The 14,965-nt window shown below is 42.2% G+C and carries 18 protein-coding genes; 1 reads left to right on the plus strand and 17 read right to left on the minus strand.

Annotated elements, in window-relative coordinates; genetic code table 11:
* Positions 1 to 2 precede the first annotated feature (2 nt).
* Positions 3 to 734, minus strand: coding sequence for an acetolactate decarboxylase (gene budA / locus DF216_RS03715; RefSeq protein ID WP_129326020.1), 732 nt, complete (start codon positions 732 to 734; stop codon positions 3 to 5).
* A gap of 145 nt (positions 735 to 879) precedes the next feature.
* Between budA and DF216_RS03720 the strand changes: the two genes are divergently transcribed.
* A complete protein-coding gene (locus DF216_RS03720; RefSeq protein WP_129326021.1) occupies positions 880 to 2,151 on the plus strand; it encodes an aminotransferase-like domain-containing protein in 1,272 nt (423 codons plus the stop codon).
* A 19-nt stretch (positions 2,152 to 2,170) separates the two neighbouring features.
* Here the strand turns inward: DF216_RS03720 and DF216_RS03725 are convergent, their stop codons facing one another.
* The 16 genes from DF216_RS03725 to DF216_RS03800 all read right to left on the minus strand — a co-directional run bounded on the left by DF216_RS03725 (position 2,171) and on the right by DF216_RS03800 (position 14,963).
* Positions 2,171 to 2,986 carry an ABC transporter substrate-binding protein gene (locus DF216_RS03725; RefSeq protein WP_129326022.1) on the minus strand — a complete coding sequence of 272 codons (816 nt, stop codon included), beginning with the start codon at positions 2,984 to 2,986 and terminating at the stop codon, positions 2,171 to 2,173.
* Between the two features lie 156 nt (positions 2,987 to 3,142).
* The gene (gene phoU / locus DF216_RS03730) at positions 3,143 to 3,796 is read right to left on the minus strand and encodes a phosphate signaling complex protein PhoU (RefSeq protein WP_000946469.1); all 654 of its coding nucleotides are present in this window, start codon (positions 3,794 to 3,796) and stop codon (positions 3,143 to 3,145) included.
* An 11-nt stretch (positions 3,797 to 3,807) separates the two neighbouring features.
* On the minus strand, positions 3,808 to 4,566 hold the full coding sequence (gene pstB, locus DF216_RS03735; protein WP_001287329.1) for a phosphate ABC transporter ATP-binding protein PstB: 759 nt from the start codon (positions 4,564 to 4,566) through the stop codon (positions 3,808 to 3,810).
* Positions 4,567 to 4,578: 12 nt separating this feature from the next.
* Positions 4,579 to 5,382 carry a phosphate ABC transporter ATP-binding protein PstB gene (gene pstB, locus DF216_RS03740; RefSeq protein ID WP_000049851.1) on the minus strand — a complete coding sequence of 268 codons (804 nt, stop codon included), beginning with the start codon at positions 5,380 to 5,382 and terminating at the stop codon, positions 4,579 to 4,581.
* Positions 5,383 to 5,392: 10 nt separating this feature from the next.
* Positions 5,393 to 6,277 carry a phosphate ABC transporter permease PstA gene (gene pstA, locus DF216_RS03745; RefSeq protein ID WP_000543050.1) on the minus strand — a complete coding sequence of 295 codons (885 nt, stop codon included), beginning with the start codon at positions 6,275 to 6,277 and terminating at the stop codon, positions 5,393 to 5,395.
* On the minus strand, positions 6,267 to 7,184 hold the full coding sequence (gene pstC, locus DF216_RS03750) for a phosphate ABC transporter permease subunit PstC (RefSeq protein WP_001070944.1): 918 nt from the start codon (positions 7,182 to 7,184) through the stop codon (positions 6,267 to 6,269). Before pstC ends, pstA begins: the two co-directional genes overlap by 11 nt.
* Positions 7,184 to 8,062: a phosphate ABC transporter substrate-binding protein PstS gene (locus tag DF216_RS03755; RefSeq protein ID WP_129326023.1), complete on the minus strand. Its 879-nt coding sequence runs from the start codon at positions 8,060 to 8,062 to the stop codon at positions 7,184 to 7,186. The genes pstC and DF216_RS03755 overlap by 1 nt, the downstream gene beginning before the upstream one ends.
* 211 nt (positions 8,063 to 8,273) lie before the next feature.
* Entirely contained in the window at positions 8,274 to 9,578 is a 1,305-nt protein-coding gene (locus tag DF216_RS03760) for an RsmF rRNA methyltransferase first C-terminal domain-containing protein (RefSeq protein ID WP_129326024.1), read from the minus strand.
* The gene (locus tag DF216_RS03765) at positions 9,579 to 10,352 is read right to left on the minus strand and encodes an inositol monophosphatase family protein (RefSeq protein ID WP_129326025.1); all 774 of its coding nucleotides are present in this window, start codon (positions 10,350 to 10,352) and stop codon (positions 9,579 to 9,581) included.
* Positions 10,342 to 10,620 carry a UPF0223 family protein gene (locus tag DF216_RS03770; protein WP_001041959.1) on the minus strand — a complete coding sequence of 93 codons (279 nt, stop codon included), beginning with the start codon at positions 10,618 to 10,620 and terminating at the stop codon, positions 10,342 to 10,344. The genes DF216_RS03765 and DF216_RS03770 overlap by 11 nt, the downstream gene beginning before the upstream one ends.
* Positions 10,621 to 11,022 carry a Spx/MgsR family RNA polymerase-binding regulatory protein gene (locus DF216_RS03775; RefSeq protein WP_000631261.1) on the minus strand — a complete coding sequence of 134 codons (402 nt, stop codon included), beginning with the start codon at positions 11,020 to 11,022 and terminating at the stop codon, positions 10,621 to 10,623. It abuts the gene before it with no gap.
* Between the two features lie 197 nt (positions 11,023 to 11,219).
* Positions 11,220 to 11,846, minus strand: a complete 627-nt coding sequence (locus DF216_RS03780) for a TIGR01906 family membrane protein (RefSeq protein WP_164978995.1) — start codon at positions 11,844 to 11,846, stop codon at positions 11,220 to 11,222.
* Positions 11,836 to 12,609: a TIGR01457 family HAD-type hydrolase gene (locus tag DF216_RS03785; protein WP_129326027.1), complete on the minus strand. Its 774-nt coding sequence runs from the start codon at positions 12,607 to 12,609 to the stop codon at positions 11,836 to 11,838. Before DF216_RS03785 ends, DF216_RS03780 begins: the two co-directional genes overlap by 11 nt.
* Positions 12,610 to 12,619: 10 nt before the next feature.
* Entirely contained in the window at positions 12,620 to 13,357 is a 738-nt protein-coding gene (locus DF216_RS03790) for an acyl-[acyl-carrier-protein] thioesterase (protein ID WP_129326028.1), read from the minus strand.
* A 4-nt stretch (positions 13,358 to 13,361) separates the two neighbouring features.
* Positions 13,362 to 14,492, minus strand: a complete 1,131-nt coding sequence (gene hemW, locus DF216_RS03795) for a radical SAM family heme chaperone HemW (RefSeq protein ID WP_129326029.1) — start codon at positions 14,490 to 14,492, stop codon at positions 13,362 to 13,364.
* A 72-nt stretch (positions 14,493 to 14,564) separates the two neighbouring features.
* Positions 14,565 to 14,963, minus strand: a complete 399-nt coding sequence (locus DF216_RS03800) for a YtxH domain-containing protein (protein WP_129326030.1) — start codon at positions 14,961 to 14,963, stop codon at positions 14,565 to 14,567.
* Positions 14,964 to 14,965: the final 2 nt, after the last annotated feature.

The raw sequence follows: 14,965 nt of genomic DNA on the forward strand, positions 1-14,965 counted from the left end.
TCCTATTCTGACTTATCAATATCTTTTTTCATCTCGTCAACGTTAAATTTGGCAAATAAATACTGGCGATCTTGGACTGGAAAACGTTGATCCAACTGATCGACTGCCCCAACCTCGATCATTCCTTCTTTGATAACAAAGTCCATCACATGCCCACCAAAGGTCAAATCATCTGAGATAAAATGCAAATGGTAGCCTGCAACACTCACCCCATGGAAAATCTCCGGTGTCCAAAATCCAACAATAGTTCCCGATACATTTTCACGGCTATATTCAGGTTGATGTGTGGCAACCTCAGCAAACTTGGTATCAGGTGTGGATTTGGGAATCATCCGCACGTGCATTTGTGAAAATTCGCCATGAATCTTGATGGAACGAAAAAGATTTTCCCCATCATAGTAGGACTCAATTCGCTTTTCCAATTCTTTATCAGTCATCTCAAAGCGCTGACGAAAAATCACTTCTGCCTGATGAGGAACCACTGCTGCATAGGGAATAAGAGCATCCGCTGCCACCTCAACGATTTCAGGCGTTTGACCAGATCCCTTGGCTTGATAAGCCTTGCCATCAAGGACAATCAACTCCCCATCAATCGAATCAAGGGTTCCCAAACCAAGGTCACCATGTTCCAACAATTCTCCCACTGTCATGGTTCCGCCATAGAGACCAGCCATTAGGGCACCTAGAGTATTGTATTGAAATAATTTTATTGGTTCCTGCACTTTTCTACCCATTCTCTTTCTTATCTACTTTTCAATGAATCATCATACTTTCTAAGTATACCACATTTGCTCCTAGTTGTGAAAGGGAGAAATGCTTTTCCCATTGCAAAGGAGGCAAAAAAAAGGTACAATGTAACAAAATCAAAGGAGGTCTGGAATGACAAAGCAAAGCAAGTACCAAGCAGTTGTTTCCTTTCTAAAAAAAGGTATTGAATCAGGAAAATTCCCAACTGGTAGCAGACTTCCCTCTATCCGTCAACTGAGTCTGGACTTTCATTGTAGCAAGGACACTATCCAACGAGCCCTACTGGAATTACGCCATGAACAATACCTCTATGCCAAACCCCAAAGTGGCTACTATGTTCTAGAACAAGGACAGCACCAAGACTTGGAAATCGAAGTCACTGACGAACATGCCAGTGCCTATGACGACTTCCGACTCTGCGTCAACGAAACCCTGATAGGCCGAGAAAACTACCTATTCAACTACTATGACAACCAAGAAGGCCTTGAGGAACTCAGACAATCTGTCCATCAACTCCTCTTTGACCAAGCCCTCTACTGTAAACCCGATCAACTGGTTCTAACTTCTGGCACCCAACAAGCTCTCTTTATCCTTTCTCAGATTGACTTCCCGAGCCAGGGAGCTGAGATTTTGGTCGAACAACCGACTTACCACCGGATGAACCGTCTCTTGGTCGCTCAAGGATTAGCCTACCAGACCATTGAACGCCGTATTGATGGCATTGACCTTGAAGAACTGGAACAACAGTTTAAATCTGGGAAAATCAAGTTTTTCTATACCATTCCTCGCTTCCACTATCCCCTAGGTCATTCCTATTCTGATCAGGAAAAAAGGGCTATTCTGGATCTAGCAAATCAGTATGGTGTATATGTCGTCGAGGATGACTATTTAGGGGACTTAGATCCTAGAAAGGGACAAACCTTCCACTATCTGGATACTGAGGATCGCGTCATTTATATCAAGTCCTTCTCAACCAGTCTCTTTCCAGCCCTTCGTATTACCGCCCTCATTCTCCCAAATGCCCTAAAAGATGCCTTTGTTTCCTACAAAAATATCCTGGACTATGACAGCAATCTCATCATGCAAAAGGCTCTTTCTCTTTATATCGATAGCCAGTTATTTGAAAAAAATCGACTGGCCCGCCTTAGCCTTCAAGAGAACTATCAGGCTCAGATAAAGAAAGTACTTGAAAAAAACACCTGTCCCTTACCCCACTATCCTCTACACGATGGTCTTTTGCTTGATTTGAGACACTATCCTAAGATTGCCAGTTTGAAACACAGCTCACTCAAACTAGACTTTTTTGAGAAGGCTTATTTGGATGCCTGTCCTTATCAGTTCGCTAAAGTCACTCTTGAAAATCTAGAAGAGCTATTAGAATACATAAAAGCAGAATTGGATTAAAGTCCAACTCTGCTTTTTCTTATTGTTCAACTTCCGTTAGTTTCGCTGCCTTTTCAAGATAAGTTTGATAGGTTCCATCATCTTTCAGTTTTTGGATAACCTTATCTACTACTGCTTTCAAGTCTGACTGATCCTTCTTGATAGCAACAGCATTGGCTTCGCCATCTTTCATCGTCAAATTAACAGTTGCAACGGCAAGATCTGAGTTTTTACCTGCGTAGCTAAGAGCAACTGGTTCATCCATATGAACAGCATCCACTTTTCCAGCCTGCAATTCATTAACTGCTTCCCCCATATTGGTCAAGGATGTCAATTGGGCATTTGGCAATTGTTCCTTCACCATGGTTTCTGGAACAGTTCCCTTTTGAGCTGCGATATTCGCACTTGCAAGGCTTGAAAGATCCTTGTACTTGTCTAAATCGGCTTTTCTAACTAAGAAACTCATCTTGTTTTCATAGTAAGGGATTGAAAAGTCAAAGACTTCCTTTCTCTCATCTGTGGCACTAATTCCTGCAATAGCCAAGTCAGCCTTTCCAGTTTGAAGGCTGGTCAAAACATTGTCAAAACTCATGCTAGAGATTTCAAGTTTAACCCCAAGCTCATCCGCAATCGCTTGAGCCATATCAATATCTGCCCCAACCACTTGGTTTTTACCATCTACCAAGGCTTGGAATTCAAACGGTGCATAGTCTGGACTGGTCGCAACGACTAGCTTTCCTTTTTGTTTAATAGCGTCCACAGCAGACTTGGAACTATCCATTCCTGACTGGCAAGCTACTAAAACCATGCTGGCAAGCATGCTACACACAACTAATATCCATTGCTTAAATTTCATAAATAAACGACCTTTCTGTTATTTCTGAATAATTATAACTCTTTTAAAAATAGTTGTCAACCCTTTTAGAGATTTTGATTGCAAAACAATTCTTTTCATAAAAAATAAGACTGATTTATTCTAATCAGCCTTATTCCTGTATATTTAAACTGTTTCTTATAGTTCGACAATCTTACCTGTTTCAAAGTAAACAACCCATTCACAGATATTTTTTGCGTAGTCTCCGATACGTTCCAAGAAAGAAATGACCTGGAAGTAATCACGGCCTGTAACGATAGCTTCAGGATTTTTCCTAATTTCTTCTGTAGCCAAATCTCGGATGCTATCAAAGTAATGGTTGATTTTTTCGTCCATCGCTGCTACTTCGTAGGCTTGATCCACAGAACCGTTGAGATAAAGATCTAGAGCTGCTTCGACGAAGTTTTTCACGTCGCGTCCCATCTTTTTGATTTCTTCTTCAACAGAAGGGATACGTTGCTCTCCCTTCATACGAATGGTCGCCTCAGCGATAGACACTGCATGATCTCCCATGCGTTCCACGTCTGACACTGCCTTGAGAACAGTCAAGACGGTACGAAGATCTTGCGAAACAGGTTGTTGGAGGGCAATCATTTCAAATGATTTCTTTTCCAACTTCACTTCATATTCATTAACTTCTGCATCGTCTTCGATGACTTCTTTTGCCAAATCACGGTCATGCGTAACAAAGGCACGCACTGTACGATTGATCTGCGAGAGCACTTCTTGTCCCATAGCATAGAACTGGTTGTGCAATTTCTCCAAATCTTCTTCAAATTGAGATCGTAACATCATTCAACTCCTTATCCAAATTTTCCTGTAATATAATCTTCTGTTTCCTTGTTTTGTGGGTCTAGGAACATCTTCTTCGTATCGTTAAACTCGATCAAATCCCCATCTAGGAAAAATCCTGTTTTATCAGAGATACGTGAGGCTTGTTGCATCGAACGCGTTACCAAGAGCATGGTGTATTTATCTTTCAGACCATACAAGGTTTCCTCAATCTTACCTGCAGAAATAGGATCCAAAGCTGAAGTTGGTTCATCTAAGAGGATAATTTTCGGACTGGTTGCTAAGACACGAGCAACACAAACACGTTGTTGTTGTCCACCTGAGAGACCAATGGCCGAATCATGCAAACGATCCTTTACTTCATCCCAAATAGAAGCACGTTGCAAGGCCTTTTCGACCGCTTCATCAAGGACTTGCTTGTCCTTAACCCCATTGATACGTAGCCCATAGACAACATTTTCGTAGATAGACATAGGGAAGGGATTAGGCTGTTGAAAGACCATCCCAATTTCCTTACGCAATTCAACCGTATCGGTGCGGGGACTGTAGATATTGTGACCATTATAGACTACTGATCCCGTTGTTGTCACCTCAGGATTTAAATCGCCCATGCGGTTGATGGCTTTGAGCAGGGTGGACTTTCCTGATCCAGAAGGACCAATCAAGGCTGTTATTTCCTTAGGTTGGAAAGAAAGGGAAACACTATTCAAGGCCTTCTTTTTATTGTAATAAACGGACAGGTCTGACACCTGTAAAATCGCTTCTGACATACCGTTTCCTTTCTAACCAAAGTGTCCCGTTACATAGTCATTGGTTGACTGTAACTTAGCATTCTGGAAAATATTGGATGTCTTATCGTACTCAATCAAATCACCCAAGTAGAAAAATCCTGTGTAGTCACTCGCACGCGCAGCCTGTTGCATACTGTGGGTAACGATGATGATGGTAAAGTCCTTCTTCAATTCCAACATGGTTTCTTCCAGCTGGGCTGTCGCAATCGGATCCAAGGCTGAAGCAGGCTCATCCATCAAGAGGATATCTGGCTTGACAGAGATGGCGCGAGCGATACAGAGACGTTGTTGCTGACCACCAGAAAGCATCAAGGCTGATTTGTGGAGGTCATCTTTGACCTGATCCCATAGGGCTGCCTGTCTTAGAGAGGTTTCAACAATTTCATCAAGTACTTTCTTGTCCTTAACTCCTGCACGTTCATGAGCAAAAGTGATGTTGCGGTAAATAGACTTAGCAAATGGATTTGGACGTTGGAAGACCATTCCGATATGCTTGCGCATCTCATAGACATTGATTTCTGGACGGTTGACGTCAATCCCTCGGTAGAGGATTTGACCTGTGACCTTGGCAATATCAATGGTATCATTCATCCGATTGAGACTGCGAAGATAAGTAGATTTCCCTGATCCAGAAGGGCCAATCAAGGCTGTAATTTTATTTTTTTCAAATTGCATATCGATGCCCTTGATGGATTCATTTTTACCATAGTAAACATGTAAATCCTTAGTAGAGAGGGCCACTTTTTCTTCAGGGAAGGTGATGATATGCTTTTCATCCCAGTTATATTTTGACATGGCTTCTCCTTTAGGCAGCGGTTAATTTCTTGTGTAAATAGCTTCCGAGTTTGCGAGCTCCAAAGTTAAAAATCAAGATAAAGATGAGGAGCACGGCGGCAGAACCAGCTGATACGATGGTAGCATCTGGAATAGTTCCTTCGCTATTGACTTTCCAGATGTGGACAGCCAAGGTTTCTGCTTGACGGAAGATTGAAATAGGGCTGGTAACACTGAGGATATTCCAGTTAGACCAGTCAAGGGCTGGAGCGGATTGTCCTGCCGTATAGATAAGAGCGGCGGCCTCACCAAAGATACGGCCAGATGCCAAGACAACACCCGTTACGATACCTGGAAGGGCTTCTGGAATGACGACATGGACTACAGTCTCCCAACGAGAAATTCCAAGAGCCAAACCAGCCTCACGTTGCGTATGGTGAACGTGTTTTAAACTGTCCTCAACATTTCGAGTCATCTGAGGGAGGTTAAAGACCGTCAAGGCCAAGGCACCTGAAATGATTGAAAATCCATACTCAAACTGGACTACAAAGATCAAGTAACCAAAGAGACCCACAACGACTGATGGTAGAGAAGACAAAATCTCAATACAGGTACGAATAAAATTGGTCACAGGTCCTTTTTTGGCATACTCAGCGAGGAATACGCCAGCTCCCATAGATAGCGGAACAGAAATGATCAAGGTAATGACCAAAAGGAAGAAGGAATTGTAGAGCTGAATCCCGATACCCCCGCCTGCTTGATAAGAGGAGGATTTCCCTGTCAAGAAGGACCAAGAGATATGCGGTAACCCTCTCACCAAGATATAGAGAATCAAGGATGCCAAGATGGCAACGATGATACCCGCGATAGTATAGAGGACAGCTGTTGCAAGTTTATCTAATTTCTTAGCGTGCATAGTTTTTCTTTCCTCTTTCTTTCGTAATCAATTTAATCACACTGTTAAAGGCCAAACTCATCAAGAGCAAGACTAAGGCCAGTGACCAGAGAACGTTATTATCAACCGTTCCCATGACGGTATTTCCGATCCCCATAGTCAATACAGATGTCAAGGTCGCAGCTGGTGTTGTTAGCGAGGTTGGGATAACTGCTGAGTTTCCGACAACCATCTGAATAGCAAGGGCTTCACCGAAGGCACGCGCCATCCCAAAGACCACTGCAGTGAAAATACCTGAACGTGCTGCTTTCAAGGTCACACGCCAGATGGTTTGCCAACGAGTGGCTCCCATAGCTAAACTGGCTTCACGGTAATGACGAGGAACAGCACGCAAGCTGTCTGTTGTCATAAAGGTTACAGTTGGTAGGATCATGACAAAGAGAACGAAAATCCCTGACAAGATCCCAAAACCAGTTCCACCAAAGACGCTACGAACAAAAGGCACCACAACTTGCAAACCGATAAATCCATAGACAACTGAAGGAATCCCAACAAGAAGTTCAATGGCTGGTTGCAAAATCTTTGCACCCTTTGGTGATACTTCTGTCATAAAGACTGCAGCACCAATAGCAAAGGGAGTTGCGATGAGGGCTGATAAAATCGTCACAATAAAGGAACCCAAAATCATCGGCAGGGCACCAAATTGTTTACCTGAAGGATTCCAAGTTTGTCCAAAGAGGAAATCAAAGATGTTGACTCCATTGACAAAGAAGGTCGACAAGCCTTTCTGCGCTACAAAGATCAAAATCATCGCCACAATGATCACAATCAAAGAAAGACAGGCGAAGGTCAATCCTTTACCAAACTTCTCAAGACGAGAGTTCTTTGAAGGAGAGAGCAATTTTTTTGAAAGTTCTTCTTGATTCATTATTGACCCCCTTCTATTGCTGTTACGGTACCTGACGCATCTTTTTGGACTTTCATTTCATTGATGGAAATATAGCCCATGCCCTTAACAATTCCAGTTTGGGCTTCGTCTGAGAGGATGAATTTTAAAAATTCAGCTGCCAACTCATTCGGCTGACCTAAGGTGTACATGTGCTCATAAGACCACAAAGGCCAGTTATTGGTCGTTACATTTTCAGTTGTCGGCTCATAGCCATTGAGCTTCATGGTCTTGACCGAGTCATCCACATAGGCAAAGGCAAGATAAGAAATGGCTCCTGGAGTCTGCGAAACAATTGACTTAACCATCCCATTAGAATCCTGTTCTTGGCTCTGCATAGCCGCTTGACCATTCATTACGACATTATCAAAGGTTGCTCGCGAACCCGAACTTGCTGCACGGTTAATGATCGAAATAGCTAAGTCTTTGCCACCAACCTCTTTCCAGTTAGTCACTTCACCGGTAAAGATTTTACGAAGTTGCTCGGTTGTGAGATTTTCAACATCTACTTCCTTGTTCACAATCACTGCAAGACCAGCTACTGCAACCTTGTGGTCCACAAGCGCTGAAGCATCAATACCATCTTTTTCCTCAGCAAAAACGTCAGAGTTGCCAATATCTACAGCTCCAGACTGCACCTGAGAGAGTCCTGTTCCCGAACCTCCACCTTGAACGTTGACTGTTTTTCCGATATTTTTTGAACCAAATTCATCTGCTGCAGCTTCGACCAGAGGCTGAAGGGCAGTTGAACCGACGGCTGTCATGGTTTCTCCACGATCAATCCAGCTTGCACATCCGGCTAGAAAACCTGCAAGTAAAAGTGTCGCAAGAGATAGGACGAGCTTCTTTCTTTTTTTCACTGTTTTTCTCCTTGAACATAATGATGAATGCTCTGATTTCTTTCAGTTCCTATCATGCCAATCAGCGATGATAAGATTTGGCTTACGATTTATAGACTGCAGGTCCCTTGAGGACCAGCAAGTTCATCACATAATATAAGTAAAAATGAAAGACTCTCAGAAAAAACCATACTTCCACTATAACATAGAATAGGCTCTTTGACTAGCTTTTTCACTTGAATCTGAGGCCTTTTGGATAATAATTTTTTAAAACATTTCCAGTAACTTTTGCAAAGCCCAGTCCGTTTCCTTGAACAAGAACTTGATACCAGCCATTTGGTAGACTTTCTGCTAACGGAACTGTCTCCCCAGCCACATATTTTACAAAGTCCTCATCCTTGATTTCTACCCTTTGTTTCACCTGACTTGATTTTAAGGCCAATCCCAGAGCAAAGCTTGGTTCGAAGCGTTTCTTCTTAAAAGTACCCAAATGAAGTCCATTTCTAGCAATTTTAAGTTTCCCTAGATCAGGTAGCATCTCTGGTAAGAGATAGAGTTGGTCGCCAAAAGTTTGTAGAAGGCCAGTTAGTGATATTTTGAGATGTTTTTGGACAAATTCCTGCCATAAAGCTAGTTGTTCGCGACTGAGATTGCTCTTACTGACTTTGAATTTGGGTGTTGGATTTTCTCCCTTGAACTGCAAATGGGCAACAAACTGACCTTCTCCCTTAAAATGGTGAGGGTACATCCGAGCCGTTTCAGGGAGATCAATCCCTGCTACCATGCCATTCACATGCTCGACCGGAAGCAGTTCAAAATCATAAGCATCTAGTAACCAGCGAACGATCTCTTCGTTTTCCTCTGGCGCCCAGGTACAGGTCGAATAAACCAGACGACCACCTTCAGCAAGCATGGTGACTGCATCTTCTAAAATCTCTCTTTGGAGGCTGGCACATTGGCTCGGATAGTCGATGTTCCAATAGTCCATGGCATCTGGTTGTTTACGGAACATCCCTTCACCTGAGCAAGGGGCATCAAGGACAATCACATCAAAATAGCCTTTAAAAACCTTGGCTAGGCGGTCCGCAGACTCATTGGTCACGACTACGTTTGTCGCTCCAAACCGCTCCATATTTTCCACCAAAATTTTAGCTCGTTTGCTTGAAATTTCGTTGGAAACAAGGACTCCCTGATTAGCCAGATAAGCTGCCAATTGAGTGGATTTCCCACCTGGCGCTGCCGCCAAGTCCAAGACCTTCATACCAGGAAGGGGCTGAGCTACCTGGGCTACCATTTGGGCAGCAGGCTCTTGCGAATAAACGAGGCCTGTCACGTGCTCTGGTGACTTCCCTGAAACCTTGCCATAATGCCCCCAAGGTGTATGAGGAATGGCATCCGCAAACGATAGCTGACTTTCTTTTAAGGGATTAACCCGAAAAGCCGAAACTGCTTCTTGTTTAAAAGAGGCAAGAAAATCTCTTGCCTCATCTTCTAGTATCGCTTCATATTTTTCAACAAATCCTTCTGGAAATTGCATTTAATTGTCTTTCCTTTCATAAATATAGGACTGAATCTCTTCTTGCATCTCGATTGGCACCAACATGACTGGCTGGCGTGTTTGAAAATCAACAGGTTCACCAGAAACTGTAAGAAGACGATAGCCCAAACTTTCCCCTAGGATACTGGCAGCAGCGTAATCCCATGGTTGCAAGTAGGTGATATAGGTCAAGAGACGACCTGATAAAACCTTGGCAAAACTAATGGCCGCACTACCATAGACACGGACTCCCAACGCTGCTCGACCTAAATCCGCCAAGCCCCATTCATTTGTTTCAAACATAGCTGAGTTACCAGCCACTAAAAATTCTTGAAGAGGTTTCTTTTTAAAAGTCGGTAAGGGCTCATTATTACGACATGGAGGAAAGGCACCACCACCATGGTAGCAATCACCTTTCATGACATCATAAATGATACCAAATTTCCCAACTCCATTCTCAAAGTAGGCCAACATAACAGCAAAATCTTCCTGTTGAGCGATAAAGTTATTAGTACCGTCAATGGGATCAATCACCCAAACAGTCCCCTGACCAACCGCAGCACGTAAACAGCCCTCTTCCGCACAAATCAAGTCTTCTGGATAAGATGCTAAAATTCTACCAACTAAGAGATCCTGAACTTCCTTATCCAAACGCGTCACCAAGTCAGTAGGTGAAGATTTTCGCTCGACCTGCAAATCTTCTTGCATGTGGGCCAAAATGTAATCTGCAGCTTCCTGCACAATCTGTTTGGCAAATTCAAATTTAGTTTCCAAGAGAAATCTTCCCTTCTCTTTTTTCTTTTGCTAATTGAACTGCATGATAGAAGGAATAACCGCTAGCAGTTTCAAATTCGCGACCTAAGCGCTTTTCTTCGCTTTTGCTCGGAACTACGGATTTAAATTCCTTGTAGGAATCTAGCAGTTTTTTTGCTTCTACCTTATCTTCATAGGCAGCTTCAACATCATTAAAAAAAGAAAGCACTGAAGCAAGTTCTTCAGTGCTCCACGACAAATCTAGTGGGTAACTATACTGTTTGTTCATCTATCCAATACCAGCTCTCAATGTTGCTTCTTTCAATTCTTGTTTACGGTAACTACGAGGGAGAAAAGCACGAATCTCATCTTCATTAAAACCGATCTGCATGCGTTTGGTATCTATAATAATTGGGCGACGCAAAAGACTAGGATATTGCTCAATCAACTGAAGCAACTCCGATACCGAAATACTCTCTACATCAATATCCAATTTTTGAAAAATTTTTGAGCGAGTTGAAATGATGTCATCAGTACCATTTTCGGTCAAGGAAAGAATGTGTTGCAATTCTTTTCTTGTTAAAGGACTGGTCATAATATTATGCTCTTGAAAGGGCACCTTATGCGTCTCTAACCAGGCCTTTGCCTTACGACATGATGTACAGCTCGGTGATAAAAATAGTGTAATCATGCTTTTCTCTTCTTTATCTATACTTTGCTATTCTTATTATACAAAAAAATAAAGCGCTTGACTAGCAATTTCTAGAAAAAAGCCTATTTTTTTCTAGAAAAATAGACTGTATGCGAACGAATTACTCAATTCCAATGAAGTTAATTCACTCCTCATCAGAATTTCTAAATTCGTTTTTTTTTTATCTATGCAAAATACTAGAATAGTTTAGAATTACGACTTTTCAAATAAAGGAAGCCAAATATGCTTTCATAGAAGCCAAAGAAGAGAAGGAAAGCATGGAGAAAGAAGGTCTCTGGTAAAATCAAAATAACTGGGTCCTTTGCTGGATCAAAAAACCAGGTATTATCTCCCACAAAGAGAATCTGATGAAAAAGAGTAAAGAATTGCTCGAAACCAATCAACACTCCTACAAGCCCAATGACCAAAGGAAAGACTAATAAAGTCAGAATACTTTTACGATATAGTGATAAAAAACCTTTTTTTACAATCTTTTTAACAAAGAAATAGAAACTTGGAAGTGTCACCAAAGTGACCAGCTGAACCAAGTGGAAGAGATTCTTCACCACCGCAAAGTGGTGTAAACCAGCCGCTGACGAACGGAAATCTGGCATCTCTAAGACCTGACTAAAGGGATTGGTCAGGTAATTCATCAAGATATGAAAATTGTACTGAATGGTTTCGGGCTTTAGATAGACTCGATCCGCTAAGTTCAGCCACTGAATCTCCATGGGATAGAAAATCCATGCCAGATAAATGGTTAAGAGAATAGAAAGGGAGAGGAAAAAGAGCATACTTCCCCAAAAGGTTAGTTTAGTTTTCATCAAAATTCCACTCCGCAAGGCTAGACACCACATGAGTTGGTGCGATTGGCAAGTTCGCCACTTCTTCTGCTTTGGTAAAACCTGTCGTCACCAAGAGCGTTGGAATACCATTGTCAATCCCTGCTCGAATATCTGTCAAGTAGTTGTCCCCAACCATGAGCAAGTCTTCTCGTTTCAATCCTAGGTGTTTCACGGCCTTGTCCATAATGATGGCGTTTGGTTTTCCGATATAAACTGTTTTGACCCGAGTTGCTACTTCAAGAAGTGTCACCAGTGAACCCGCACCTGGCAAGAGACCACGCTCTGTTGGGATATTGAGGTCGGGGTTGGTTCCGATAAAGTGGGCACCCTTTTGAATGGCAAGAGTTGCCGTAGCAAATTTTTCATAGTCGACTTGCCAGTCCAGTCCAACTACCACATAGGCTGGATTTTCCTTGTCTTCGACATAACCAGCTGCCTGAATGGCATCCTTGAGCCCCGCTTCTCCGATAACATAAACTGTCTTCTCCAGTCCCAAGTCATTCATATAGTCGATGGTTGCCAAAGTCGCTGTATAGACAGTTGATAGAGGCGTATTAATGTTAAAATTCTGAGCCAACATCTCTTGAACACTCTCTGGAGTTCGGGTTGTATTGTTGGTTACAAAGAGATAAGGAATTTCACGCTTTTGCAGTTCATGCACAAAAGCCTCTCCTGCCGGAATTCGGTCCTTCCCCTTGTAAATGGTTCCGTCTAAATCAATTAAATAACCTTTATAAGCCATATCGTCCTTTCTAATTCGCTTCAATTTCTTGCCAAGTAATCATAGCTTGGGCATTGATCTCGCCATCACTGATAATCTCATGCTTGCTTTCTAGACCCTTGAGTTCATAAACTGACTCAATCATGCCACCTGGTCGCACTTCTTTGACATATTTGAGATTGATTTTCTTTGGAATATACTTAGTTAGAAAATCGGCTCCCATAACCTCAAAAATCCAGTCTAGATATTTACTATTATTGACATGGCCATTCATATCCAAGTCGTAAAAACGAACATGGTAGTCTTTACTGATCGAATCTTCTAGATTTACATACTTTGGCCCACGGATGAGTTTTTTATCAAACTCAGACTGGTAAGGCTCAACAATCTCAGGCTCGACTCCATGGACTTTCCGACTATCTCTGTCCATGAGAACAAAGGTTGCTACCATGCGAATGATTTCTTGACCTGCTTCATCATAGATAGTGAAACGGCGGTAGCAAAAAAGACGATTGTAAGTCAATGCTTCTGTTTCAATCGTAATCTCTTCAGCAAAGCGAGGCAAGCGAACCACGTCAATCGCATAATCCGTGATAATCCAGACCAGATTATATTGTTCTAACATATCCTTGTCGCTAACTCCCAGTTCAATCGACTGCATACCTGATACTTGCAAGGACAGCAAAATCACATCTGGAAGTTTGATATGACCGTTCATGTCCGCCATATCAAAAGGAATTTTCATTTTCATTTGATAAGTTAAGCCCATCGTTCTACTCCAAAATAAATCGTTCTGCTACAGTGTCTCCTAAAAAGAGACCTCTCTTTGTCATTCGAACACGATCACCATCGATCTGCATAAGACCCTGTTGAGTTAAGTCTCTGACGATTTCTCCATAAAGTCCATCAAAGGACCGTCCAAATTTTTCCTCAAATCGTGCCATGGAAACCCCAGATTTCTTGCGGAGTCCCAAAAACATTTCTTCTTCCATCTGCTCCTTTTGGCTCAGGTGTTCTTCTGTTATCCGAGCATTTCCTGCCTCTACTGCACTGAGATAATGTCGAATAGGACCGTGGTTTTTATAACGAACTCCGTCTACATAGCCTGAAGCTCCCGCGCCGACACCATAATACTCAGCATTATCCCAGTACATGAGATTGTGGCGACTTTCAAAGCCTGGCTTGGAAAAATTTGAAATCTCATAATGCTCAAAACCAGCTCGCTCAAGTTCCGCAATGATGTACTCAAACATTTCTGCTTCTAATTCTTCCTTAGGCAGGGGTAATTTCCCTCGTCTCATACGGTTCATAAAGACCGTATGATTCTCTAAAATTAAGCTATAAAGGCTCATATGAGGAATATCCAGTCCAATGGCCTTAGCCACATTTTCCTTGACCTGATCCATGGTCTGACTAGGTAGAGCGTAGATTAGGTCGATGGAAATATTGTCAAAACCAGCGAGTTTGAGGCGGTCGATATTTTCATAAATATCCTTCTCCAAGTGACTACGCCCAATCTTTTTCAGCATTTTGTCATCAAAGGTCTGCACACCTAAGGAAACACGATTGACTGGCGACTGTTTCAAAACCGCAATCTTATCCGCATCCAAGTCTCCTGGATTGGCCTCAATGGTCAACTCCTCCAAGACAGACAAGTCCAAGTTTTTAGTCAAGCCATCCAAGAGCACCTCTAATTGCGGAGCTGACAAAGCCGTTGGAGTCCCACCTCCAATATAGAGAGTTCGCAACTTTTGAATATCATAAGAACGAAACTCTTCTAGCAGATGCTCCAGGTAACTATCTACTGGTTGATTCTTGATAAATACTTTTGAAAAGTCACAATAATAACAAATCTGGGTGCAAAAGGGAATATGCACATAGGCTGACGTTGGTTTTTTCTGCATAGTATTTATTATACCACAAAGACTGGTTTCCAGATAAAAATCACCATCTCCTGAACCAGAGATGGTGATCTTTTATTCTTCTGTAATATCAATAATAATCTCTTCTTCGTTTTCTACGATATCTGGAGTTGCTGACTGGTCTTGCCATTGCTCCTTGAGATTGTTAAAGGTTTCTTTTGATGCTTCTGTCGCTTGTCGTGCACATGTTTTGGCTTGATCAAGGACACTATCAAAAGTAATTTCACCAGATTCTACTTGTTCCTTTGTTTTCAGCACAAAGTCCCTTGCTTGTTCCTTCACTTCTGTCAATTTCTCACAGACTTGCTCTCTGGCATATTCTGGATCTTCTCTCAAGTCATCTAGAAAATCTTGAGCTTGACTACAAACTTGCTTGCCCTTGTCACTAGTCAAAAACAAAGCAAGAGCTGCACCTGAAACAGTTCCTAAAAGGATTGAGGATAGTTTACCCATAA

Origin of the sequence: Streptococcus oralis (genome assembly GCF_004127215.1) — a bacterium.
Lineage (GTDB): Bacteria > Bacillota > Bacilli > Lactobacillales > Streptococcaceae > Streptococcus > Streptococcus oralis_BD.

What these genes read in the sequence shown, in the direction of transcription:
- pstB (WP_001287329.1), bottom strand. Translation starts at nt 4,566, where the DNA reads ATGTCAGAAGCGATTTTACAGGTGTCAGACCTGTCCGTTTATTACAAT.
- DF216_RS03785 (WP_129326027.1), bottom strand. Translation starts at nt 12,609, where the DNA reads ATGGCTTATAAAGGTTATTTAATTGATTTAGACGGAACCATTTACAAG.
- phoU (WP_000946469.1), bottom strand. Translation starts at nt 3,796, where the DNA reads ATGTTACGATCTCAATTTGAAGAAGATTTGGAGAAATTGCACAACCAG.
- budA (WP_129326020.1), bottom strand. Translation starts at nt 734, where the DNA reads ATGGGTAGAAAAGTGCAGGAACCAATAAAATTATTTCAATACAATACT.
- pstB (WP_000049851.1), bottom strand. Translation starts at nt 5,382, where the DNA reads ATGTCAAAATATAACTGGGATGAAAAGCATATCATCACCTTCCCTGAA.
- pstC (WP_001070944.1), bottom strand. Translation starts at nt 7,184, where the DNA reads ATGAATCAAGAAGAACTTTCAAAAAAATTGCTCTCTCCTTCAAAGAAC.
- DF216_RS03790 (WP_129326028.1), bottom strand. Translation starts at nt 13,357, where the DNA reads ATGGGCTTAACTTATCAAATGAAAATGAAAATTCCTTTTGATATGGCG.
- DF216_RS03725 (WP_129326022.1), bottom strand. Translation starts at nt 2,986, where the DNA reads ATGAAATTTAAGCAATGGATATTAGTTGTGTGTAGCATGCTTGCCAGC.
- DF216_RS03775 (WP_000631261.1), bottom strand. Translation starts at nt 11,022, where the DNA reads ATGATTACACTATTTTTATCACCGAGCTGTACATCATGTCGTAAGGCA.
- pstA (WP_000543050.1), bottom strand. Translation starts at nt 6,277, where the DNA reads ATGCACGCTAAGAAATTAGATAAACTTGCAACAGCTGTCCTCTATACT.
- DF216_RS03770 (WP_001041959.1), bottom strand. Translation starts at nt 10,620, where the DNA reads ATGAACAAACAGTATAGTTACCCACTAGATTTGTCGTGGAGCACTGAA.
- hemW (WP_129326029.1), bottom strand. Translation starts at nt 14,492, where the DNA reads ATGCAGAAAAAACCAACGTCAGCCTATGTGCATATTCCCTTTTGCACC.
- DF216_RS03780 (WP_164978995.1), bottom strand. Translation starts at nt 11,846, where the DNA reads ATGAAAACTAAACTAACCTTTTGGGGAAGTATGCTCTTTTTCCTCTCC.
- DF216_RS03800 (WP_129326030.1), bottom strand. Translation starts at nt 14,963, where the DNA reads ATGGGTAAACTATCCTCAATCCTTTTAGGAACTGTTTCAGGTGCAGCT.
- DF216_RS03720 (WP_129326021.1), top strand. Translation starts at nt 880, where the DNA reads ATGACAAAGCAAAGCAAGTACCAAGCAGTTGTTTCCTTTCTAAAAAAA.
- DF216_RS03760 (WP_129326024.1), bottom strand. Translation starts at nt 9,578, where the DNA reads ATGCAATTTCCAGAAGGATTTGTTGAAAAATATGAAGCGATACTAGAA.